Annotated in this window: 24 protein-coding genes and 1 riboswitch; of the genes, 22 read left to right on the top strand and 2 right to left on the bottom strand. The window is 39.5% G+C overall.

Going from position 1 to position 22,247, the window contains the following annotated elements; translation table 11 throughout:
* The first annotated feature begins 68 nt into the window (after positions 1–68).
* The 15 genes from WDC_RS06870 (at position 69) to WDC_RS06800 (ending at position 13,572) form a co-directional block, all read left to right on the top strand.
* Positions 69–935 (top strand): CvfB family protein, encoded by an 867-nt coding sequence (locus tag WDC_RS06870; protein WP_044011136.1) that lies wholly within the window; start codon positions 69–71, stop codon positions 933–935.
* A gap of 12 nt (positions 936–947) precedes the next feature.
* Entirely contained in the window at positions 948–1,835 is an 888-nt protein-coding gene (xerD, locus tag WDC_RS06865) for a site-specific tyrosine recombinase XerD (RefSeq protein WP_044011135.1), read from the top strand.
* 30 nt (positions 1,836–1,865) lie between these two features.
* Positions 1,866–2,225: a hypothetical protein gene (locus tag WDC_RS06860; RefSeq protein WP_044011134.1), complete on the top strand. Its 360-nt coding sequence runs from the start codon at positions 1,866–1,868 to the stop codon at positions 2,223–2,225.
* Positions 2,218–3,012 carry a segregation and condensation protein A gene (locus WDC_RS06855; RefSeq protein ID WP_044011133.1) on the top strand — a complete coding sequence of 265 codons (795 nt, stop codon included), beginning with the start codon at positions 2,218–2,220 and terminating at the stop codon, positions 3,010–3,012. Before WDC_RS06860 ends, WDC_RS06855 begins: the two co-directional genes overlap by 8 nt.
* Positions 2,990–3,604: an SMC-Scp complex subunit ScpB gene (scpB, locus tag WDC_RS06850; protein ID WP_044011132.1), complete on the top strand. Its 615-nt coding sequence runs from the start codon at positions 2,990–2,992 to the stop codon at positions 3,602–3,604. Before WDC_RS06855 ends, scpB begins: the two co-directional genes overlap by 23 nt.
* On the top strand, positions 3,576–4,289 hold the full coding sequence (locus WDC_RS06845; RefSeq protein ID WP_044011131.1) for a pseudouridine synthase: 714 nt from the start codon (positions 3,576–3,578) through the stop codon (positions 4,287–4,289). Before scpB ends, WDC_RS06845 begins: the two co-directional genes overlap by 29 nt.
* Before the next feature lie 66 nt (positions 4,290–4,355).
* Positions 4,356–4,479, top strand: a riboswitch (FMN riboswitch).
* A gap of 94 nt (positions 4,480–4,573) precedes the next feature.
* Positions 4,574–5,140, top strand: a complete 567-nt coding sequence (locus WDC_RS06840) for an ECF transporter S component (RefSeq protein ID WP_044011130.1) — start codon at positions 4,574–4,576, stop codon at positions 5,138–5,140.
* Positions 5,141–5,216: 76 nt separating this feature from the next.
* The gene (locus WDC_RS06835; protein ID WP_044011129.1) at positions 5,217–6,245 is read left to right on the top strand and encodes a helix-turn-helix domain-containing protein; all 1,029 of its coding nucleotides are present in this window, start codon (positions 5,217–5,219) and stop codon (positions 6,243–6,245) included.
* Positions 6,235–7,689 carry a RecQ family ATP-dependent DNA helicase gene (locus WDC_RS06830; RefSeq protein ID WP_044011128.1) on the top strand — a complete coding sequence of 485 codons (1,455 nt, stop codon included), beginning with the start codon at positions 6,235–6,237 and terminating at the stop codon, positions 7,687–7,689. Before WDC_RS06835 ends, WDC_RS06830 begins: the two co-directional genes overlap by 11 nt.
* A 63-nt stretch (positions 7,690–7,752) precedes the next feature.
* On the top strand, positions 7,753–8,292 hold the full coding sequence (locus tag WDC_RS06825) for an SAG1386/EF1546 family surface-associated protein (RefSeq protein ID WP_044011127.1): 540 nt from the start codon (positions 7,753–7,755) through the stop codon (positions 8,290–8,292).
* A gap of 26 nt (positions 8,293–8,318) precedes the next feature.
* A complete protein-coding gene (cmk, locus tag WDC_RS06820) occupies positions 8,319–9,002 on the top strand; it encodes a (d)CMP kinase (protein ID WP_044011126.1) in 684 nt (227 codons plus the stop codon).
* A 73-nt stretch (positions 9,003–9,075) separates the two neighbouring features.
* Positions 9,076–10,290, top strand: coding sequence for a 30S ribosomal protein S1 (gene rpsA, locus WDC_RS06815; RefSeq protein WP_044011125.1), 1,215 nt, complete (start codon positions 9,076–9,078; stop codon positions 10,288–10,290).
* Between the two features lie 69 nt (positions 10,291–10,359).
* Entirely contained in the window at positions 10,360–11,670 is a 1,311-nt protein-coding gene (gene der / locus WDC_RS06810) for a ribosome biogenesis GTPase Der (RefSeq protein WP_044011124.1), read from the top strand.
* Positions 11,671–11,910: 240 nt separating this feature from the next.
* Positions 11,911–12,186, top strand: a complete 276-nt coding sequence (locus WDC_RS06805; protein ID WP_044011123.1) for an HU family DNA-binding protein — start codon at positions 11,911–11,913, stop codon at positions 12,184–12,186.
* 129 nt (positions 12,187–12,315) lie between these two features.
* Complete coding sequence (locus WDC_RS06800) at positions 12,316–13,572, top strand: tetratricopeptide repeat protein (RefSeq protein ID WP_044011122.1); 1,257 nt, start codon at positions 12,316–12,318, stop codon at positions 13,570–13,572.
* Positions 13,573–13,624: 52 nt separating this feature from the next.
* On the opposite strand, the gene WDC_RS06795 is transcribed toward WDC_RS06800, so the two are convergent.
* Positions 13,625–14,449 (bottom strand): site-specific integrase, encoded by an 825-nt coding sequence (locus WDC_RS06795; protein ID WP_044011121.1) that lies wholly within the window; start codon positions 14,447–14,449, stop codon positions 13,625–13,627.
* Between the two features lie 159 nt (positions 14,450–14,608).
* Between WDC_RS06795 and dapB the strand changes: the two genes are divergently transcribed.
* The 5 genes from dapB to WDC_RS06770 are packed head-to-tail and all read left to right on the top strand — an operon-like array spanning position 14,609 to position 19,968.
* Positions 14,609–15,376, top strand: coding sequence for a 4-hydroxy-tetrahydrodipicolinate reductase (dapB, locus tag WDC_RS06790; RefSeq protein ID WP_044011120.1), 768 nt, complete (start codon positions 14,609–14,611; stop codon positions 15,374–15,376).
* The gene (locus WDC_RS06785; RefSeq protein WP_044011119.1) at positions 15,373–16,584 is read left to right on the top strand and encodes a CCA tRNA nucleotidyltransferase; all 1,212 of its coding nucleotides are present in this window, start codon (positions 15,373–15,375) and stop codon (positions 16,582–16,584) included. The genes dapB and WDC_RS06785 overlap by 4 nt, the downstream gene beginning before the upstream one ends.
* A gap of 2 nt (positions 16,585–16,586) precedes the next feature.
* The gene (locus tag WDC_RS06780) at positions 16,587–18,488 is read left to right on the top strand and encodes an ABC-F family ATP-binding cassette domain-containing protein (protein ID WP_044011118.1); all 1,902 of its coding nucleotides are present in this window, start codon (positions 16,587–16,589) and stop codon (positions 18,486–18,488) included.
* 17 nt (positions 18,489–18,505) lie between these two features.
* Complete coding sequence (locus tag WDC_RS06775) at positions 18,506–19,468, top strand: thymidylate synthase (protein ID WP_044011117.1); 963 nt, start codon at positions 18,506–18,508, stop codon at positions 19,466–19,468.
* Positions 19,469–19,485: 17 nt separating this feature from the next.
* Complete coding sequence (locus tag WDC_RS06770) at positions 19,486–19,968, top strand: dihydrofolate reductase (RefSeq protein ID WP_044011116.1); 483 nt, start codon at positions 19,486–19,488, stop codon at positions 19,966–19,968.
* Between the two features lie 3 nt (positions 19,969–19,971).
* Here WDC_RS06770 and trhA read toward each other — a convergent pair whose 3' ends face one another.
* The gene (gene trhA, locus WDC_RS06765; RefSeq protein ID WP_044011115.1) at positions 19,972–20,610 is read right to left on the bottom strand and encodes a PAQR family membrane homeostasis protein TrhA; all 639 of its coding nucleotides are present in this window, start codon (positions 20,608–20,610) and stop codon (positions 19,972–19,974) included.
* A 213-nt stretch (positions 20,611–20,823) separates the two neighbouring features.
* Between trhA and WDC_RS06760 the strand changes: the two genes are divergently transcribed.
* Positions 20,824–21,666, top strand: coding sequence for a DegV family protein (locus WDC_RS06760; RefSeq protein ID WP_044011114.1), 843 nt, complete (start codon positions 20,824–20,826; stop codon positions 21,664–21,666).
* An 81-nt stretch (positions 21,667–21,747) separates the two neighbouring features.
* Positions 21,748–22,247, top strand: a 500-nt coding sequence (locus WDC_RS06755) for a GDSL-type esterase/lipase family protein (protein ID WP_044011113.1), incomplete at its 3' end; no start/stop codon positions are given.

The following is a 22,247-nucleotide window of genomic DNA, read 5'->3' as shown; positions in this document are numbered from 1 at the left end:
AAGATTCTTTTAAAATGGAGATTAAACGTGTAGAATGATAGGTAGCTATAGAATTTGAGGGATAATAAATGAATAATGCTCTAGGAACTGTTATTACAGCGATTATGACTGATGAAAATGATGACTATTATTTTGTTCAACAAGACAAAGATGGTGTGACGTATAGTTTAGCAAAAGAAGAATGTGACCAACCGCTCCATGTTGGTGGTCAAATTCGGGGATTTGTGTACGAAAATGAAAATCACACATTGCAGATGACACTCAAAATTCCATCTGTTTTAGTGGACCATTACGATTACGGCACGGTGGTTTCAGTGCGCCGTGATTTGGGCGTTTTTGTGGATATTGGCCTACCAAACAAGGATATTGTTGTGTCGTTAGACGACTTATCAACAGTTAAACCACTGTGGCCCCAAAAAGGGGATCGCTTGTTGATGGCACTCAAAGTGGATGCTAAGAATCGCTTGTGGGGTCAATTGGCAGATGAAGATATTTATACCGCCATTTCTAACCGGGCGGATGAAAAATTAATGAATGCAGACATGTTTGCAACTGTTTATCGGCTTAAAATAGTCGGTACGTTGGTTTTGACTGATGATTTTTACTTGGGCTTTATTCATCCAGACGAACGGGAACAAGAGCCACGATTAGGTGAGCACGTTAAAGTACGAGTGATCGGGGTTCGCCCTGATGGCACGCTTAATTTGTCAATGAAACCGAGAGCTTATGAGGCCATTTCTGACGACGCAGCCATGATTTTGGCAATGTTGCAACATTCTGATACTAATCAGTTGCCATACACGGACAAGTCGGCACCTGATGACATTCGTGAGGTGTTTGGTATTAGTAAAGGTCAATTTAAACGAGCTATTGGGCATTTATTAAAGGCTAGATTAGTTGAGCAAAAAGATGGACAGCTAATACTCAAACAGTAGTTGGTGAACAAAATGAACGATGAAATTGAGGATTATTTACATTATCTCAGGGTAGAACGAGGACTGGTACACAACACTACGGTGAGTTACCGACAGGATTTAGTTGCTTTTTCGCAATATTTGCACGGGCAGCAAATTGCAAGTTTTACCACGGTCGATCGATATACTGTACTGAACTATTTAGCAACACTGCAGCAAGCTCAAATGGCCAAAACGTCTGTAGTCCATGTTGTTTCGTCATTGCGTCAATTTTTTCGGTACTTAGCTAATGAAAATAAAATTAACGCCGATCCAATGCTTCAAATTGATACGCCTAAGAGCGGCCACCATTTACCCCAAGTATTAACAACAACTGAAGTGGACAGTTTGTTAGCGGCCCCTGACACAACCAAAAAATTGGGCGTTCGCGATCGTACTATTTTAGAGGTGATGTATGCCACTGGATTGCGCGTGAGTGAATTGGTCAATTTAACTTTGGATGAACTTCATTTAGAGATGGGGTTGATTCAACCGTTAGGCAAGGGTGATAAAGAACGAATCATTCCGATTGGCGAAGTGGCAATTGATTGGCTGCAGCGATATTTGACGACTGTTCGTCCTGCATTGCTCAAGGATCAAGCAAGCCAATCTGTTTTCTTAAATGCCCATGGGCGCCAATTAACGCGGCAGGGGATTTGGAAAAATTTAAAAAGTTTAGTTCGTCAGGCTAACATTAATAAAAATGTAACGCCCCATACGTTGCGGCATTCTTTTGCGACCCATATTTTGGAAAACGGAGCAGATTTGCGGGTGGTGCAGGAATTATTAGGTCATGCTGATATTTCAACGACTCAGATTTATACTCATATTTCACAAAAAAGATTAACTGAAGTTTACCAAAAATATCATCCACGGGCGTAATTATTGATTGGTAATTCAAGGAGTGCTTAAATGTTAATTCAGTACCGAAATGACTATGAAAAAATTGCAATGGGACTACTTTCTTTTATTCCGGAGTTGAAGGATTTAAACCATTTGAAAATGGAAATGAAATGGTTTACGCAAAGTGACCAGCGATCAATGTATTTGTGGCGCAATGAGGCTGAACATTTTATTGGCATTGTTTGTTTAGAAGTGGGAGTAAATTTTGTTTTGGTGCGACGATTGTCCTTTACACCAACTGAACGAACTGGTCGCAACATTTTTGGCTTGTTGACTAGTATTCATCATTTGTATCCTGATAAAAAATTGCTGGGTACGATGGCCACACAACCGGTAATTACAAATTGGGGGAAAACATTGCATGGATAAGTTACAAGAACCATCAAATCTAAAACAACCCACAATTAAAGTGAGCGATTTTGAGGGACCATTAGATCTGCTATTACACCTTATTCGCAGCGCTGAAATGGATATTTATGATATTAAAATTACAGCCATTACATCGCAATATTTGGAATACTTACATCAAATGCAAGATCATCAATTAGAGGTGGCAGGTGAATATTTGGTGATGGCGGCTACTTTAATGTCAATTAAAAGTAAGATGTTATTACCTAGTGAACCGATTGAAGCAGAACCAGTAGATGATGAAGAACCAGCCGATCCACGCCAAGAATTGGTAGACCAGTTGCTGGAATACAAACGATATAAATTAGTGGCAACAGAATTAAAACAAAAAGAACAGGAACGACAGTTAGAGTTTACACGTGAGGCGGTGGCGATTCCTGCTGGCGTTGTGGGAGCAAAAATTGCGCCAGGGATCACATTGGACCAGCTGCAGCATGCATTTTCGCAGGTCGTTAAAAGAAAACGATTAGCTCAACCAGTTAATCAAACGGTTAAGAGTGAAACAATCAGCATCACAGCTAGGATTGATGAAGTTTTTAATCGCGTTTTACGGGGCACCGTCGCATTTGATGATTTATTTGATGTAGGGGTGGTCCTTGATGATTTAGTAACCACTTTTTTAGCTGTGTTAGAATTAGCTAAGCATCAGGCTGTGTTACTCAAACAAACTGATTTATTTAGTCCACTGACATTATCGGTTGGGCCACGAAGTGAGGAATTTGCCCATGACCAACTTGCAACAAATTGAAAGTTTATTATTTATTAGTGGTGACGAAGGAGTCACATTGACTGATTTAGAAAATATTACCGGTTTTATGCGGCCGGCAATCACGTTGATGTTAGAAAAATTAACTGACAAATATCAGGCAGATCCAGACTGCGCCCTGACACTGTTAACTAGTGACCAGACATATCGGTTAGCAACAAAAAAAGAAATTGCACCAGTGGTTAAAAGATATTTTGAAGTTCCCCTCACAGCGCCACTGTCACAGGCATTATTAGAAGTATTAGCTATTATTGCTTACCGACAACCAATTACGAGGCTGGAAGTTGATGACATTCGGGGGGTTCAGAGTTCTGCTTCGGTGCAAAAATTAGTTTTGCGTAATTTGATTGAAGAAAAGGGTCGCTTGAATGCACCGGGCAGGCCGTTTTTGTATGTTACAAGTAGTTATTTTTTAAACTATTTTGGCTTAACAGATCTGTCAAAATTACCACCGCTAGAACAACAAACTGAGTTGACTCCCGAAGAGTTGACTGGTGATTTATTTTTACAAGCATTTGAAAATCGAAAACGTGAGGAAAAAAATGATGGAACGACTACAAAAAGTGATGGCTGAGGCAGGGGTTGCTTCACGCCGTAAATCAGAAGAATTAATTACGACTGGCCACGTTAAGGTTAACGGGCAGCTGGTCACTACATTAGGTACTAAAGTAACGAATAAGGATGAAGTGATGGTTGATGGCGTGCCATTGAGCCGCTCAAAGCTAGTTTATTATTTATTAAACAAACCTCGTGGTGTGATTTCATCTGTACATGATGAAAAAGGGCGTAAGACTGTGACTGATATCTTGGCTGATGAGGTGACTACTAGAATTTATCCTGTTGGGCGGTTAGACTACGACACTACGGGATTATTGTTGTTAACTAACGACGGCGAGTTAGCAAATAAATTGACTCACCCTAGGTATGAAGTGGACAAAACATATGTTGCCAAAGTTAAAGGCATTCCAACTAACGATGAGTTAAAACAATTACGATTAGGCGTTAAAATTGATGGTCGTAAAGCAAAACCGGCCAAGGCGAAGGTGCTGAATACAGACTATAAAAAAGGGACGGCGATTATTTCCGTCACGATTCATGAAGGGCGTAATCACCAAGTGAAAAAGATGTTTCAGGTGATTGGACATGAAGTCTTGAAGCTACACCGAGAAAGTTATGGTTTTTTGACGTTGCAGGGTGTACCAGGTGGTCAGTGGCGAAAACTCAAAACTAGTGAAGTACAACAATTACGCAAATTATAAGCTACAATCATTGTCACAAATTAGATGTTTTGCTATACTGTGGTTGCACAAATAAAAAATGAATAGGTTCGTCTTCAGGGCAGGGTGTAATTCCCGACCGGCGGTGATAGCCCGCGACCTGCTGAATAAGCAGCTGAATCTGGTGGAATCCCAGGTGCCGACAGTATAGTCTGGTATAAAGAAGATTTTCGTAAACAATTGGCGTAAATCTTTTCTTTGATTTGCGTTTTTTATTTGCAGAAACTCAACTTCATTGAAGATGACCTCTACGGGGGCATATTAGAATGAAAGTGTTAGGAATTCGCAGGACCGTCAGTATTTCTTTGTTGGGAGCAATTGCATTTTTATTAATGTTTATTGAATTTCCGATTTTACCGATTGCACCATGGCTCAAGATTGATTTTTCAGACATTCCCGTCTTATTAGGATTACTAATCTACGGACCGGTGGGCGCAATCATTGTTACGGCGTTGAAGTGTGTGCTACATGCACTTGTCTATGGGATGTCGTTGCCAGAAATTATTGGGATTATTAGTAGTTTTGTTGCATCGTTGACATTAATTTTGCCGTTTCACTGGGTTTTTGCACATAAAAAATGGAGTGTCAATCGGCGCTATGTAATTGGAATTGTGGCATCAACAGTGACAATGGTTGTGGTGATGTCAGTGCTAAATTGGCTGGTAGTAATGCCAGTTTACATGCAGGTTTTAGGAATGAAACTAACAATTTCACTGCCTAAGTTGATTTTAATTGGTGTCGCTCCGTTTAATTTAATTAAGGGAATTTTAGTGGGCGTCGTCTTCATGTTAATTGGTAAAAGAATGAGTCATTGGTTAGCCAAACAAATATAATAATTAATTTCCATGGAAAGTCTGGCAATTTGCTAGGCTTTTCTTTATGCTTAATGGTATGACTGGAGGAATTATTGTGACTTATTTGATAACGTTATTGTCTGCAAAACAGTCCCGTAGAATTAGAGTGATTGAAAATATTTTACATAATAAACGAACCGTAACCACCCTGTTTTGGGGAATGCGTTATCAAATATTGCCGTGGCTTGGCAGCATGCGACAGTTAGAGCGAGCAGATTTTGATGCGCAACTATCCCAATTGGTTGCGGCTGGGCTGGCCAATATTTCGCAAAATCAGGTATTATTGTCCTCAGCAGGTTATCAGGCACAATTGCAATTCTGGCAACATCATCAGCGACCGCAATTCCTAAAATTTTATCTACTTGGTGATATCGACAAAATGGAAAAACGGGTCTTGCTAGCAGGACAAGTGCTATCTGAATATAGCTTTCAAAATAAAAATTATGCCCCGTTATCATTTGATGGAGATGAATTAAGAGCCGTCAAGTTGTGGTTCCATCAACAAAATAAGTCAAATTTAGTATTCCAATTCAAGCAAGAATTAACAACTTTTTTATCAACCTTGGGAGAGCAACAGGCTAATTTTTTGGTCATGCAATTAGTTGGTCATAAGGTAGCCGGTTGGTCAACAGAACAAGCCGCCGAGCAATTAGAACTGCCAGTTATTGATGCAACAATGGTCCGTCGCGATTTGTGGGCGGGGTTAACTGGTTTTTTTGTTGACAAAACTGGGCCAATGCATGATTTGATTGCTCCATTGATACAAGCTACACCGCTTAGTCACAGCACACAAATTACATATGAATTATTTAATCGTGGCTATTCGATTGAGCAAATTTGTCGAGCACGTCATTTGAAATTGAGCACTATTCGAGAGCATTTATTAGAAGTGGCGATTTTTTTACCAAGGAAGTTTCCGTTTCAAACATTTTTATCAGATCCGGTCATGCAACAGTTGGAACAACATTATCAAGGCAACGTCGATCAATGGCAATTTAATGCCACTGATAAAAGTGATGGACAATCATTTTTTTATTTTCGATTATTTCAAATAATGAGGAGCTACCAAGAATATGCTCAGTGAGCAGCAGTTAACAAAATTTTTACAGCAAAAATTTGGCTATGAATCATTTCGTCCAGGCCAACTAGATGTCGTGACGGCTGTTATGAACGGTCAAAATACATTGGCTGTTTTACCAACGGGTGCTGGTAAAACTTTGCTTTACCAGCTACCAGCTTATTTAATGAATGGTAGTGTAGTGATTGTGTCACCATTATTGTCTTTAATGCAAGACCAGGTTGCTCGCCTTAGAAGTAATGGAGAAAAATCAGTGACAATGTTGAGCTCGTTGCAGTCGGTTAGTCAGCGACAAGCAACTTTGGCACATTTGAGCCAGTTTCGATTCATTTTTGCATCGCCAGAAATATTGGCCCAACAAAATGTCAGTGATGCATTGCAACGAATTAGTGTCAGTTTATTTGTGGTGGATGAGGCCCATTGTGTTTCTCAGTGGGGTCCGAATTTTAGACCACACTATTTGATGCTTAAAGGGTTAATACAACACTTAGGAAAGCCTACAACGTTGATGCTGACGGCCACCGCAACGAAGCGGGTCCAACGAGATATTTTGGATAAATTAGGATTAGACAAGCAATCAGTCAAATCCGCAGTTCGGTCCGTCAATCGTGAAAATATTTTTATGGCAGTAAAAAAGTTACGCACTAGTGAAGCCAAAAACCAAGAGCTTTTGGAATTAGTGACGCAACTCACAGGCCCTGGGATTATTTATTTTTCCAGCCGCAAACAAGCAACCCAGATTGCCGGCTGGTTACAAGAACAAACGGGCTTAGCGGTGGCGGCTTACCATGCTGGTATTGACCAAACAGCACGTTATAAAATTCAGCATCAATTCATGCAAAATAAATTACAAATAATCTGTGCTACAAGCGCATTTGGGATGGGAATTGATAAAGATGACATTCGCTTTGTCATCCACTATCATCTTTGTGCCAATTTGGAAAACTATGTCCAAGAAATTGGTCGGGCCGGGCGCGATGGTAACCAAAGCATTGCCATATTATTATATTGTGATGGGGATGAACGAATCCCACAGCGCCTCAATCAGCTAACAATTCCGAGCCCACAAGTAGTAATTGATTTTGTTAGCGGTCGAGTTACAGTTGATCAACTTGGCGAAAGTGGCGAACTGTTAAGTTTTTATGTATCAGCTGGTTGGAATGCCGAGCGAATCAATCAAAGCTTTATCGAACGTAAACAACAAGAAAAAGAGCAGTTGAACGCCATGCTCCAGTATATTATGAGTGAGCATTGCAGGCGCAACTTAGTGCTAGCATATTTTGACGAGACCACAATGCAGCATGACGATGGTTGCTGTGATGGTGAACAAACGGAGTGGAGCGCTGCTACATTAGGGCTGCAGCGAGAAAATGAAGCTTATATCGTACCCCCAAAAGGACAGTTTAACTGGCTACAGCAACTAGATTCCCTTTTTTTTGAAAATTCTTAATAAATTGTGAAAGTTGATATGCTACAATGAGAGAGATGTAATAAATCAAAGGAGGTTCTCTTGATGAATGACAAACGTGAAGATCAACCCCAAAAAGAGGATAAACCTTGGGAAAAAACCTTTAACGATAATCAAGATCTGGATCAAGAAGGTAACTTATCGCGAACTAAACATCGCAAACAAAATTCACATAATTCGATGATAACGACAATCTTGGTAGTGATAATTGTGCTACTAGCGGCGACACCAGTCGTTTATTTTATTAATCGACAAAACTCATTTAATCACCCAAGTACGACAGAACAAGTGGCTTCCTCTAGCTCGAAAAAAAATAATAAGACGTCATCTAGTGAAGCATCCACCAGTATTGAAACTAGCAAAAAAAAATCTAGTAGCAAAGAGAAAACCAGTAGCTCTAGTAGTTCAGCTGACAGTTCAAGTAGCTCATCAAGTAGTGGAGCAAAATATATTACTGTGCCATCAGGTCAAGGATTGTATCGTGTTGCCGTAAACAATGGGTTGACGGTTGATCAATTGCGCACGTTAAATGGGCTGAGCAGTAGTGCCACGTTGCAACCGGGACAAAAATTAAGGGTTAAGTAATAATTTATTAGGGGTGGACTGGAAAAATGAGTAAGGCATTACAAGTAGCAATTGATGGGCCAGCATCGGCCGGTAAAAGCACAGTTGCTAAATTAGTGGCACAACAGTTTAAATATATTTATTGTGATACAGGAGCCATGTATCGAGCAATTACTTTGGCTGCCCTACAAGAAAAAGTTGCATTAACTGATGACAAGGCAGTCACTAAAATTGCTCAAAATACGACAATTACGTTTAAACCTGGAGATCCAGTGCAGCAAGTTTTCATTGGAACACAGGAAGTCACCCAAGCAATTCGCGAGCCACAGATCACAAATAACGTTTCAACCGTTGCAGCTATTGAGGCTGTGCGAACTGAAATGGTAGAGCAGCAACGCGTGATCGCCAGTCGTGGTGGCATTGTTATGGATGGGCGAGACATTGGTACTACTGTTTTACCTGATGCCCAAGTGAAAATATTTTTGGTAGCCAGTGCCCATGAACGGGCTGTTCGTCGTTATCGTGAAAATATTAAAAAAGGAATCAACACACCATTATCACGGTTACAAGAAGAAATTGAAATTCGTGATAAGAAGGATTCGACCCGTGCAATTTCACCTTTAAAACAGGCTGATGATGCCGTTTTGCTGGATACTACGTCGTTGTCGATTGATGAGGTAGTAAAAAAAATTAGTACAATTATTATGAAAATTCAACATGAATTAAGCTAAATACTAGCTTTATTGCTCGTTTTTAGGTATCATAGAAAACAGAGCTAATTGTTGCAAGGAGGAAATTTTTTTCATGGCTGAGAACGAAGATAGAAACGACTTATTGAATGCTTTAAATAGCGTCGAAGAAGTAAAAGTTGGGGATGTTGTCAAGGGCGAGGTACTTGCTATTGATGATGATCGTCAAGCAATTGTTGGTATTGAAGGTGCCGGGGTTGAAGGAGTAGTCCCTGCAAAAGAGTTATCAACAAAGCCAGTTGAAGATATAAATGACCAGGTTAAAGTGGGCGATGTCCTTGATTTGGTAGTAATTTCAAAAATTGGAAATGATAAAGAAAATGGCAGTTACTTACTGTCACATCGTCGGTTGGAAGCCCGTAAAGTTTGGGATGAAATTCAACAAAAATTTGAAGCAGGTGAGACTGTTACTGCACCTGTAACTCAGGTTGTTAAGGGTGGCTTAGTGGTCGATGCTGGTGTTCGGGGCTTTGTTCCTGCATCAATGATTACTGATCATTTTGTTGAAGATTTGAACCAATTTAAGGGTCAAACACTTGAATTTCAAATTATTGAAATTGAACCTAGTGAAAATCGTTTGATTTTGTCACATAAGGCGATTGTTAAAGCACAGCATGCTGAGGCAGCTAAAGAGTTATTTGCAACCTTGGAACCAGGCCAAACGGTTGAAGGTACAGTTGCTCGGATGACTAACTTTGGTGCATTCGTTGATTTAGGTGGCGTGGATGGTTTAGTTCATGTTTCTGAAATTTCGTATGAACGAGTTGAAAAGCCTTCAGATGTTTTGAAGACCGGTCAGAAGATTAATGTTAAGGTTTTGTCTGTTGATCCAGACCGTGAGCGAATTTCACTTTCGATTAAGCAAACATTGCCAGGTCCTTGGGATGATATTGCTGAAAAAGCACCTGAAGGCAGTGTCCTAACTGGAACTGTTAAGCGTTTAACTAGTTTTGGTGCCTTCGTAGAAGTCTTCCCTGGCGTAGAGGGATTGGTCCATATCTCTCAAATTTCACATAAGCATATTGCCACACCGGCTGATGTTTTAACACCAGGACAAGAAGTACAAGTTAAAGTCTTAGAAGTACATCCTGACCAACAACGATTAGGATTGTCAATCAAGGCTCTAGAAGAAAAACCACAAGTTTCTGGCAATCATGAGCCAAGAGAGCACCAGTCAAGTAACGTGTCTGCTGATGCTCCAGAAGAAGAGAGTGGCTTTACACTCGGAGATATTATTGGAAGAGACTTAAAAGATAGTCAAGAAAAATAGATTCTATCTTATAAATGAGGCTGGGATGTTTGTCCCAGCTTCATTTTTGTCAGAAAGCAGGTGATTTTTATGTCTAATCCCGTTGTTGCTGTTGTCGGACGTCCTAATGTGGGGAAGTCAGCGATTTTTAATCGGATTGCTGGCGAACGAATTTCGATCGTTGAAGACACACCTGGTGTAACTCGCGATCGAATATATGCTCACGCAGAATGGCTTGGCAAAGATTTTAATCTTATTGATACTGGTGGGATTGAAATTTCAGATCAACCATTTGTAACACAAATTAAACAACAAGCGGAAATTGCAATTGATGAAGCAGATGTGATTGTTTTTCTGGTTGATATTAAAACTGGAGTGACTGATGCTGACGAACAGGTGGCCCAAATTTTATATCGCTCAAACACACCTGTGGTATTAGCAGTCAATAAAGTTGACAATCCTGAATTACGGAGTCAGGTTTTTGATTTTTATTCCTTAGGCTTCGGAGATCCATACGCGGTTTCCGGTGTTCACGGAATCGGTATTGGTGATTTACTGGATGCGGTGATTGATAAATTTCCAACTCAAGCAGCTCAAATCGAGGACGATAGTATTCGTTTTAGTTTGATAGGGCGACCCAATGTTGGCAAATCGTCGTTGGTGAATGCCATTTTGGGTGAAAACCGAGTGATTGTCTCCAACATAGCTGGCACAACTCGTGACGCTATTGATACTCGGTTTACTTCTGATGATGGTGCCAAATTTACAATGGTTGATACTGCTGGGATAAAAAAGCGTGGCAAAATTTATGAAAATACAGAAAAATATGCCATGTTACGGGCCATGCGGGCGATTGATAATAGTGATATTGTTTTGGTTGTTTTGAATGCTGAAGAGGGTATTCGAGAGCAAGATAAGCGAATTGCGGGGTATGCGCATGAAGCTGGTCGTGGCTTGATCATTGTTGTTAATAAATGGGATTTAGTTGATAAAAATACGCATACATTGGATGGTTTTGAAACCATCATTCGCCAGGAATTTCAGTATTTGAGCTATGCACCAATTGTGTTTGTTTCGGCTGAAACAAAACAACGGTTAGCTAAGTTGCCCAAATTGATTCAGCGAGTGTATCAAAATCATACCAAACGAATTAAATCGGCAACGCTCAATGACGTTCTTATGGATGCCATTGCGGCTAATCCAACTCCTACTCAAAATAACAAGCGGTTGCGTGTCTTTTATGGCACTCAGGTAGCAATTCAGCCGCCAACTTTCGTTGTGTTTGTAAATGATCCAGATTTGATGCATTTTTCTTATGAACGTTATCTAGAAAATCAAATTCGCCAATCATTTGATTTTTCAGGTACCCCGATTCATCTGATAGAACGTCGTCGTAAATAACACTTTAGGCTATAGTGGGACGCCATTTGAGCAAATTATTAAGATTTTTTTATGATTTCGATGGTTTTTCGGTGAAAAAGTCTTAAAACCCCTTGCCAGTAAGGTTTACGTATGATACTGTTATCTTTAGAAATAATACGGAATACCGTTATTGTTTCGTTAATTTTGGACCACTCAAAATTAACACTAAAAATAGGTGTCAAATGATACCCGACTTCTTCGGTGGGAGGTGAAATTTACATGGCAAACAAAGCAGAATTGGTTAACAATGTTGCATCAGCAACTGGTTTAACTAAAAAGGATGCTACTGCAGCAGTTGACGCAGTCTTCGGTTCAGTACAAGCATCATTAGCTAAAGGTGAAAAGGTACAATTGATTGGCTTTGGTAACTTCGAAGTTCGTCAACGTGCCGCTCGTAAGGGACGTAATCCACAAACTGGACAAGAGATCCAAATCCCTGCAAGCAAGGTTCCAGCATTCAAGCCAGGTAAGGCTTTAAAGGACGCTGTTAAATAAATTGTTTAGCGTGTTCAAAATGTCAGTGTGGTTTTTACCATACTGATTTTTTTGTGTCGTAAGCTATTTTGCATGCAAAGCAAACAATAACTGGTATCATGTAACTTACTGAGAGGGTGAACAACAATTATGAGTTTTTCAGAAAAAATGCTGGATCAATTATCTGCTGGCCAGTTAGATGATGCCAAGAAATCCTTTGCCAGTGCATTACGTCACGACGATGATGATATGTTGTATAGTTTGGCAGAAGAACTGTATGGCCTAGGCTTTTTACGCCAATCACAACGGACATATTTAAAATTATTAGAACGTTATCCAGGCGAAGATGAACTGAGGACTTCGCTAGCTGACATTGCCATTGATGAGGGCAACAATGATGAGGCATTATCTTATTTACAACAAATTAAGCCAGATTCAGATGCTTATTTGCAGTCACTGTTGGTGGCAGCTGATTTATACCAAACTCAGGAATTATTTGAAGTATCTGAGCAAAAACTAGTGGCAGCTTATCAATTGGCGCCCACTGAGCCGGTGGTTTTGTTTGCATTGGGAGAGTTTTACTTTATGATGGGCCAGTACGAGCCTGCTATTCCGTATTATTTTGATTTAATCAAACTGGGCACAACAAGCTTTTCTCAGGTTGATTTAGCAGGAAGATTAGGGACTGCATATGCGCAGAGTGGCAAATTTGAACAGGCATTGGGATATCTGAAACAGGTGAAGCCCGATTTTCGCTCGACTGATATTTTGTTTCAAACTGGTTTTACGCAACTGCAACTGAATCAGGTTAAAGATGCAATTGAGACATTCATCACGTTACAAGATAAAGACCCACAGTACGCTTCGGTCTATCCTTACTTGGCACAGGCCTATGCGAAACAAGAAAAATTTGAAGAAGCATTAACAACGTTGCAAGAAGGTTTGGCTGTGGACCAGTACAATGAACAGCTCTACAAGCAAGCGGCACAAGTTGCTAGTCATTTGGACAAGGAAGATTTGATGGTTCAATATTTAACCAAGGGCCATGAATTGGATCCAGATAATATCGAAATTGCGCTAGATTATAGTAATTTATTATTGAAATTGCATCGGCATGAGGACAATATCAAGTTACTGGCGGCGTATGTGGCGGCTGATGAAACGGATCCACAAATTTATTGGAATTTGGCAATTTCTTATCACGCACTAGACCACTTTAAATTGGCAGCACAGTACTACCAAGCAGCACAACCATCGTTTCAAACAAATCCAACTTTTTTGAAGCAAACCGTTTATTTTTATCGGGAAAATGGCGAACTAGATCTGATGCTGCAACAACTTAAACGTTATGTTGCGTTAGTACCAGATGATGCTGAAATGGCTTTAAAGCTAGAAGATTATGAATAGTGAGCAGAGATTAATCCGTTGTTAACAGATTAATCTTTTTTTGTGCTCTTAATTACAGCCATTTAATTAATAAGTGCTGATAATAAAGTAATGATTGTGGATCTAGATTTAATTTTTGCTCTAAGACAGAAGCTGGCTGGTCCGATAATTGAAGGAGCATTTGGAGAATATAACTTTGTTGCAGTTTTTTGGGGGTTAAATCAAAGCCAACATATTGACTGTCTGGTTTTAGATATTTGTGAAGCCCCGGAACGGTTAATCGCGGTTCATTAATGTTTAAACGCTGTTTCAAAAATATATCAGCGCTATGCTGGCGTCGTTGCAGTGGCACAATAAAATTAGTGAATGATGTCTTGAATTGTTGTTCAACCGTACCGGTGATAGTAATTTTCTGCCATTCAAGATAAAAATTAGGTTGCATAAACTCATTTACCCGATAACCCTTGCTAATCAAAAATAATGTTAGCTTTGTGTAGTAGTGCAAATTTTCATCGGCCAGCAATGTTGGTAATAGTTGCAGCCATTTCAGATGGAGAGTTTCATTTGAAAAACGAGTCTGGCCATGTAGTTCAAGTGTGGGGAGATTTGAGGTGAGTCCATGAGTGAATAAAAATTTGAAGTAACGATTTATTTGAGATAACAATTTGTTGTAGGTGGTGGGTTGAATCTGATGTTCTTCGACCAACATTGATAAATATTGGGTTATATCTCGATTGAAAATATTAGTGACGGTGGGATTGGCGGCGAAGCCCTGGTTATGAGTAGTTAAATAAGCAAATAATTCCGTTAGAGTCTGATCATAGGAATGACGAGTGATCGAAGCTAACTCATTTTGCTGCAAGTAGTTGAGAAAAGTCTTTTGATATGGATAATCCATGGTGGTGCCTCCTTTAGTTAAATGTTAAAAGTTACTTTAACTTTACCATAAAAAGTAAACGCTGCACAACCCGCAGCGCAAAACCATGAACAATCATTCACTTCAACCGCTAAATCTGTTAAAATAAAACAAGAAATTAATCGATTGGAGCGAATAAATTTGACGAAAGTAATAATTGCCGGTTATCAAGGTAAAATGGGCGAAAAAGCCGTTGAAATGGTACAACAACATGCTGATTTTGAACTGGTTGGGGTCTATGGACCAGAACTTGGTGACACACCTCAACTACCAGCTGCAACGAAAGTTTTTCACGATCTAAATGAAATTAATATTGATGCAGATGTGTGGGTTGATTTTACTGTGCCAGCATCTGTGTATACTAACACTAAATTTGCGATCACTCATGAATATTCCCCGGTTATTGGTACGACAGGATTAACTGATGAGCAAGTGACAGAATTAAAACAATTAGCTGAAAAGAAACAACTCGGTGGTTTAATTGCACCTAACTTTGGTATCAGTGCGGTTTTGTTGATGCAGTTTGCCCAACAAGCGGCAAAATATATGCCGGACGTTGAAATTATTGAGATGCACCATGATCAAAAATTGGATGCTCCCAGTGGGACAGCTATGAGCACGGCTAAATTAATTAGTGAAGTTCGTAAACCGCATGAACAAGGGAACCCAAATGCCAAAGAAACACTCGATAATGTTCGTGGTGGTGACTATGATGGCATCCGAATTCATGCAGTACGTTTGCCAGGACTGGTTGCACATGAACAAGTGCTATTTGGTTCGTTAGGTGAAGGCCTGACCATTAGACAGGATACATTTGACCGCCAATCGTTTATGAGTGGGGTTGCAATTGCAATTGAAAAGATTACGGATAAACATGAACTATTAGTGGGACTTGAAAACTTATTATGATAATCAAAAAATTACCAGTTGAATTTGAGCGTGCTCGTGTAATTATGCAGCAGATTGAAGCCGCTGGATTTGAAGCGTATTTTGTGGGTGGTAGTGTTCGTGACACGATTTCCGGTAACCTCATCCATGATGTTGATATTGCCAGCAGTGCGTACCCAGAAGAGATCAAAAAGATATTCACACATACGGTTGATACTGGAATTGATCATGGTACTGTGATGGTGTTAGACCACGGTGAAGGTTATGAAGTAACGACCTTTCGAACTGAATCAGGGTATCAAGATTTTCGCAGACCAGATTCTGTTACATTTGTTAGATCATTATCAGAAGACCTAAAGCGCAGAGATTTTACCATCAATGCGTTAGCCATGCGCGAAAATGGTGAGGTAATCGATCTTTTTAATGGTCTTAAAGACCTTAAGAATGGGGTTATTAGAGCTGTCGGAACTCCCCAGCAACGATTTCATGAAGATGCATTAAGAATGATGCGAGCTGCTAGGTTTGCCAGTCAATTGGATTTTAAAATTGAATCTAAAACGATGGCAGGTATTGAAGCAAATGCGCCGTTATTGGCTAAGATAGCTGTTGAACGAACCCGAGTAGAACTCGAAAAACTATTTCTAGGACAAAACCCGGCTGATGGAATTGAAGTGTTCGTGACTACTGGATTGTTTAAGTATTGCCCAATGTTGGCACCATTTGAGGCAGATTTACGACAGCTGGCCACTTTATCTGAGTGGAATTTATCTTTATCAACTGAAGTTTGGGCACTACTTTCATATACATTTTATTTCCAAAACAAACAGATCGGCCAATTCTTACGAGCTTGGAAAACCTCTAACCAGGTAATTAATGATACGGTTCAAATTGTCCGAGCAGTGACCGAGATCCTAGAAGAAGAACAATCGCCAATGATGTTATTTCAAACTGGGCGAGACCGGTTAGTCAGTGCAAACAAAATTGCACTACTATTTGGTGGTGAATTGCAGACAAATGATATTTTGGCACACTACGATGCGTTGCCGATTAAAAATAAAAGCGAATTAAAGATTGATGGTAAGCAGTTGCTCCAGGAGACAGAATTACAACCTGGGCCTCAACTTGGCACTATATTGATGCAACTTGAACAAGCTGTTGTTAATGGCACGATTGACAATCAACACGGGCTATTAATTGAAGCTGCACGGAAGATGGCAAAAGAGGGATAATTATGCAAACATTGCGTGCTGATGAAATTTCAAGTACATACGGAGAGAAAGTGTTATTTGATCAAATTTCATTTATTATCAATGAAAAAGATCGAATTGGTTTGATTGGGACTAATGGCAGCGGTAAAACATCATTGTTAAACGTGATTAGTAACCAAGTTGCTGCTGAAAGTGGCACCATTACTACCCCAAATGACTACACAATTGGATATTTAAAGCAGTTACCCGAATTACAGGATAATCTAACAATTTTAGATGCCGTTTTTGCGGGCACACAAAAAATATTTACTGTAATCAGAGACTATGAAGTGGCCTTGCAAAATTTTGGTGAGCATCCAAATGAACCAGCAGCATTACAACATTACACAACGGCACAAGCCAAAATGGACCAAGAGGATGCATGGGTGACCGAAAGCGAAGTTAAAACGATCCTGACCCAATTGAAAATTAGTGACTTAAATCAAACTGTGGCCACACTATCTGGTGGCCAGAAAAAGCGGGTTGGGTTGGCACAAATATTGATTCAATCACCAGATTTGTTATTGTTAGATGAGCCAACTAACCACTTGGATTTGGATTCAACGGTGTGGTTGCAAGACTTTTTAACAGCTTATCGTGGTGCTGTCATCGTTGTTACTCATGATCGTTACTTTTTAGACCAAGTTGCCAATCAAATTTGGGAACTATCTTTTGGTCAATTAAATAAATATCAAGGTAATTACCAAGATTATGTTCAAAAGAAAGCTGAGCGAGTCGAACAAGAAATCGACACTGAACACAAACAGCAGCAGTTATATAAAAAAGAACTGGCGTGGATGAAAACAGGGGCTAAAGCTCGCTCAACTAAGCAAAAAGGTAGAATTAATAATTTTCATGAATTGGAAGATTCAGTTGGCAAATTACAAGTGGAACAAAATGTGTCAATTGATCTGGGCCAACAACGGCTGGGAAAAGAAGTTATTTCGGTAAAAAATGCCAATTTGAGCTTTGATCAACGGGTAATTCTAAAAAACTTTGATTTATTGGTTCAAGGTGGGCAAAGAATCGGTATTACAGGTGAAAACGGTGCCGGTAAATCAAGTTTACTGAACGTGATTGCCGGTAAATTGAAGCTGGATAGCGGTGTGATCAAAATTGGTGAAACAGTTAAGCTGGGCTATTATACACAGCAAACCGAACCAATTGATGAAGATAAACGAATGATTAATTATTTAAGTGATGTGGCCACTAACGTAACTGACAGCAATGGCCACCAAATAAATGTGACACAGTTGCTGGAACAGTTTTTGTTTCCACGATTTATGCATGGTACTTTAATCCGAAAGCTGTCTGGTGGCGAAAAAAGACGGTTATATTTGCTAAAAATTTTAATGTCACAACCTAACGTGTTACTGCTGGACGAGCCCACTAATGATCTAGATATTGGAACATTAACCGTATTGGAGGATTATTTAAGTTCATTTGCGGGTACCGTTATTACGGTTTCACATGACCGCTATTTTTTGGATAAAGTGGCGGATCGCCTGTTTATATTTAACGGTCAGGGCAACATTGAGCATTATGACGGCTTGTATTCGGATTATTTGCAGCAATTAAATGAAATTAGTAATACGAGTAGTGTTAAAAAAGATCCCGTTACAATCAACCCACATGATGGCGAGCACCTTGCTACTACCACAAAAAAACATAAATTAACCTATGCTGAGCAAATGGAATGGGACAAAATTGAACCACAAATTGATGAGTTGGAAAAACAAAAACAAATGGTTCAGGTAGCAATGGCAGATAATGGCACCAACTATGAAGAATTAGCCAAATTGCAGGAACAACTTACGCAACTAGATCAGTCAATTGAGCAAAAAACGGAACGCTGGGAATATCTGAGTGAATTTGTGGATGAATAACTATTAGGAGGCATTATATGAGTACAACAAGCAATGAAGAACAGTATCTACAGTTAGAACGAAACGTATTAGATCATGGTAATTTAAAGATGGATCGAACTAAAACTGGAACTCACTCATTATTTGGCTACCAAATGCGTTTTAATTTAAACGAAGGATTCCCACTATTAACTACCAAAAAAGTACCGTTTGGTTTAATTAAAAGTGAGTTATTGTGGTTTTTACGTGGTGATACAAATATTCGCTTCTTGTTGCAACATCACAACCATATTTGGGATGAATGGGCGTTTAAAAAATGGACCATGTCAACGGATTACAACGGTCCCGATATGACTGACTTCGGACTACGGTCACAAGTTGATGCTAATTTCAATGAACAATATGTGGCACAAAAAAATATTTTTTGTGATCGGATTTTAGCTGATGATAATTTTGCAAAGCAATATGGAGATTTAGGCTTGGTTTATGGCAGTCAGTGGCGAGCTTGGCAAACAAGCAATGGTCAATCGATTGATCAAATTAAAAATGTGGTGGAACAAATTAAACAAACACCTGATTCTAGACGCTTAATTGTGACTGCTTGGAATCCTGAAGATGTTCCTTTGGTGGCATTACCGCCATGTCATACGATGTTTCAATTTTATGTGGCTGATGGCAAATTAAGCTGTCAACTCTATCAGCGTAGTGGTGATATTTTCCTAGGAGTGCCGTTTAATATTGCTAGCTATGCTTTGTTAACACACTTAATAGCACAACAATGCGACTTACAAGTCGGTGAATTTGTGCATACTCTTGGAGATGCGCACATTTATAACAATCACCTCGGCCGGGTAAAAGAACAACTACAACGTGTTCCTAAAGCAGCACCAAAATTAGTGTTACCAGATGAGAAGAAATCACTGGACGAATATGATATGAAAGATATCAAGCTTGAAGGATACGAACCATATCCAGCAATTAAGGCACCAGTGGCCGTTTAGGTGAGAGGAGAATCACAATGATCAGTTTTATTTGGGCCGAAGATTTGGATGGAACAATCGGTAAGAATGGACAGTTGCCATGGCACCTACCAGCCGATATGAGACGTTTTAAGGAATTTACGACTAATCATACCATCGTGATGGGTAAACGCACGTATGAGTCTTTAAAACGGCCATTACCACAGCGACGCAACATTGTTTTGTCTAACGCGCTTGAACCAATCGATGGGGTTGAAATTGTGCGTGACGCAGCTGAATTGGAAACAGTACTAAAGTCACTGACTGATGATGTGTATATTATTGGTGGAGCGATTGTATTTAGTACTACTTTCGGTTGGGTAAATCAATTAATCAAAACAGTGGTGAGTGGCCATTTTGCTGGTGATACAAAAATGATTCCGATCGATTATGATAAATGGCAATTAACTGATCGGACTGAATATAGCGCGGATGAGACTAATAAGTATGATTATGCATTTGAAACTTGGCATCGGAAATAATTGTTATACAAATAGCAGAATTGAAAAATACATTGAAATTGTACCGGCTAACACGAAAAAATGCCAAATGAGGTGTGCATAGATAAAATTGTGTTTGCTGTAAACTAACGCACCTACAGTAAAAAAAACACCGCCAATTACGAGTAAAAAAAATCCAACTGGTGTCAATGCATGCCACAGTGGTTTAAAGGCGATCACACACATCCAACCCATGACGACATAAATCGCGGTGGACCATGGGGTGACTTTGTTCAGATAAATACATTTGTAGACGACGCCGCAAACAGCCATTACCCAGATGATTGCCAATAATACCCATCCCAGCCATCCTTTGATGCTAACTAAGCAGTATGGGGTGTAGGTGGCACCAATCAAAATAAAAATCATACAGTGGTCAAAGATTTGGAACAGATGATGAGCGCGTGTAAAGACGAGCGCATGAAACATCGTGGAAGCTAGATAGAATAAAATCAGGACACCACCATAAATACTAAACGCAAAAACACGCGTTAAATTAGCGGAAGTGCCTGCTGTTAGCATTAAAAAAATCAATCCGATTACTGCTAAGATCACACCAACACCATGTGAAATAGTGTTGGCAATTTCGATTAATACTGTTTGTTTTGTTTTTTGAGGTTGCATTTTTAAGACTTCCTTTAGCTTTTTGTTCAATCAAATGAAAAAATATGGCAATTCTGCTATACTAGGTTTCATATTAATTGATGAAAATTGATTGACATTACTGTTCTAGTTGGCTTATATTTATTTGTAAGTTGATACAACTAGGACATCTAGTTTTGAATACTAGATTGAGTATAGCATAATTATAATTTGTAAGAAAGTGTGGTCAGGTTTATGACGAGCATCAAAATCGTGACTGATTCCTCAGCCGGATTGACGGATGAAGAAATTGAAAAATATAATATTACAATCATTCCATTATCTGTGATGATTGATGGTACGATCTACGTTGAACGTGAAACAATTACAAATCAGCAATTTCCAGAACTAATGAAAAATGCTAAGTCACTCCCAAAAACTTCACAACCGCCAATTGGTAAGTTTGTTGAAGCATTTGATCGACTGGGTGCTGATGGCAGTGAAATTTTGTGTGTTACTATGATGGAATCAATCAGTGGCACCATTCATGCTGCTCAACAGGCGGCATCACTGAGTAAGTCAAATGTGACAGTTATTGATAGCCAAACCACTGATCGTGGGCTAGCATTTCAAGTTTTAGCTGCGGCCAAACAAATTGAATTAGGCGCAGATATGAAAACAATTGTTGCCAAAATGGAAGAGGTTCGTGACCACTCTAAATTATACTTGGCGGTTGTTAATCTAAATAATCTGGTTGCTGGTGGACGTATCAGTAAGATGGCCGGTGCTTTATCAAACCTGCTAAATATCAAAGTAATGCTTGAAGTAGCACAGGGCGAAATTCAGATTCGCATGAAGGGCCGGGGCATGAAACCAATTAATAAGTTTATGGATGACGTTTATGAAAAGATGAAAAACGGACATAAAGTTAAGGCAATTGGTATTTCACATGTTCAAGCTGATGCTGCAGTTGCGAAAATGAAAGCTACTCTGGAGGGGTTATTTCCAGAAATAAAAATTGTGGTGCGTGAAACAGTGCCAATTATTGCAACACACACGGGCATGGGTGCTTTTTGTTTGCTATACTATACAGAATAAAAATGGTAATCATAAATTAGGTAGGGGCTGATGCAAAACATTGTTTTGCTGCAGCCTCTCTTGTACATAATGGGGGTTATAATGAAGCGCAGTAGAAAATTCATAGTGTTTGTCGTTGGATTAGTGATTTTACTGGGCGGGATCTATGGTGGTTACCGTTATTTTATGGGGCAGTCAGATAGTGTTGCTCACCGTACGACCACCAAAAAAACGGCCCATAAAAAGAAGATCCAGTTAGTCGCACTGGGAGACTCGCTCACGCAAGGAGTAGGGGATCAAAAAAAGCAAGGTGGCTACGTTAGTTTAATCAAACAAAAAATTGAAAAACAAGATCATACAACAGTAGTTACTAGTAATTATGGGGTTGCTGGTGATCGATCCGATCAAATTTTAAAACGATTGAATGAACACCCGGCAATGCAAAAAAAATTAAAATCGGCCGACGTAATTGTGATGACGGTGGGTGGCAATGACTTGTTGCAGACCTTACAAAAAAACTTATTTGTCGGTTCACAAAGTAAATTTGAAAGTAATGTCAATACAGCTAGCAAAACTTACGCAGCAAAGTTAGATAAATTATT

The organism is Paucilactobacillus wasatchensis (assembly GCF_000876205.1).
GTDB lineage: Bacteria > Bacillota > Bacilli > Lactobacillales > Lactobacillaceae > Paucilactobacillus > Paucilactobacillus wasatchensis.
The sequence above is the reverse complement of the archived record's forward strand: the minus strand, read 5'-3'. Positions and strand labels throughout refer to the sequence as shown.

What these genes read in the sequence shown, in the direction of transcription:
- WDC_RS06870 (WP_044011136.1), top strand. Translation starts at nt 69, where the DNA reads ATGAATAATGCTCTAGGAACTGTTATTACAGCGATTATGACTGATGAA.
- xerD (WP_044011135.1), top strand. Translation starts at nt 948, where the DNA reads ATGAACGATGAAATTGAGGATTATTTACATTATCTCAGGGTAGAACGA.
- WDC_RS06860 (WP_044011134.1), top strand. Translation starts at nt 1,866, where the DNA reads ATGTTAATTCAGTACCGAAATGACTATGAAAAAATTGCAATGGGACTA.
- WDC_RS06855 (WP_044011133.1), top strand. Translation starts at nt 2,218, where the DNA reads ATGGATAAGTTACAAGAACCATCAAATCTAAAACAACCCACAATTAAA.
- scpB (WP_044011132.1), top strand. Translation starts at nt 2,990, where the DNA reads ATGACCAACTTGCAACAAATTGAAAGTTTATTATTTATTAGTGGTGAC.
- WDC_RS06845 (WP_044011131.1), top strand. Translation starts at nt 3,576, where the DNA reads ATGGAACGACTACAAAAAGTGATGGCTGAGGCAGGGGTTGCTTCACGC.
- WDC_RS06840 (WP_044011130.1), top strand. Translation starts at nt 4,574, where the DNA reads ATGAAAGTGTTAGGAATTCGCAGGACCGTCAGTATTTCTTTGTTGGGA.
- WDC_RS06830 (WP_044011128.1), top strand. Translation starts at nt 6,235, where the DNA reads ATGCTCAGTGAGCAGCAGTTAACAAAATTTTTACAGCAAAAATTTGGC.
- WDC_RS06825 (WP_044011127.1), top strand. Translation starts at nt 7,753, where the DNA reads ATGAATGACAAACGTGAAGATCAACCCCAAAAAGAGGATAAACCTTGG.
- cmk (WP_044011126.1), top strand. Translation starts at nt 8,319, where the DNA reads ATGAGTAAGGCATTACAAGTAGCAATTGATGGGCCAGCATCGGCCGGT.
- rpsA (WP_044011125.1), top strand. Translation starts at nt 9,076, where the DNA reads ATGGCTGAGAACGAAGATAGAAACGACTTATTGAATGCTTTAAATAGC.
- der (WP_044011124.1), top strand. Translation starts at nt 10,360, where the DNA reads ATGTCTAATCCCGTTGTTGCTGTTGTCGGACGTCCTAATGTGGGGAAG.
- WDC_RS06805 (WP_044011123.1), top strand. Translation starts at nt 11,911, where the DNA reads ATGGCAAACAAAGCAGAATTGGTTAACAATGTTGCATCAGCAACTGGT.
- WDC_RS06800 (WP_044011122.1), top strand. Translation starts at nt 12,316, where the DNA reads ATGAGTTTTTCAGAAAAAATGCTGGATCAATTATCTGCTGGCCAGTTA.
- WDC_RS06795 (WP_044011121.1), bottom strand. Translation starts at nt 14,449, where the DNA reads ATGGATTATCCATATCAAAAGACTTTTCTCAACTACTTGCAGCAAAAT.
- WDC_RS06785 (WP_044011119.1), top strand. Translation starts at nt 15,373, where the DNA reads ATGATAATCAAAAAATTACCAGTTGAATTTGAGCGTGCTCGTGTAATT.
- WDC_RS06780 (WP_044011118.1), top strand. Translation starts at nt 16,587, where the DNA reads ATGCAAACATTGCGTGCTGATGAAATTTCAAGTACATACGGAGAGAAA.
- WDC_RS06775 (WP_044011117.1), top strand. Translation starts at nt 18,506, where the DNA reads ATGAGTACAACAAGCAATGAAGAACAGTATCTACAGTTAGAACGAAAC.
- WDC_RS06770 (WP_044011116.1), top strand. Translation starts at nt 19,486, where the DNA reads ATGATCAGTTTTATTTGGGCCGAAGATTTGGATGGAACAATCGGTAAG.
- trhA (WP_044011115.1), bottom strand. Translation starts at nt 20,610, where the DNA reads ATGCAACCTCAAAAAACAAAACAAACAGTATTAATCGAAATTGCCAAC.
- WDC_RS06760 (WP_044011114.1), top strand. Translation starts at nt 20,824, where the DNA reads ATGACGAGCATCAAAATCGTGACTGATTCCTCAGCCGGATTGACGGAT.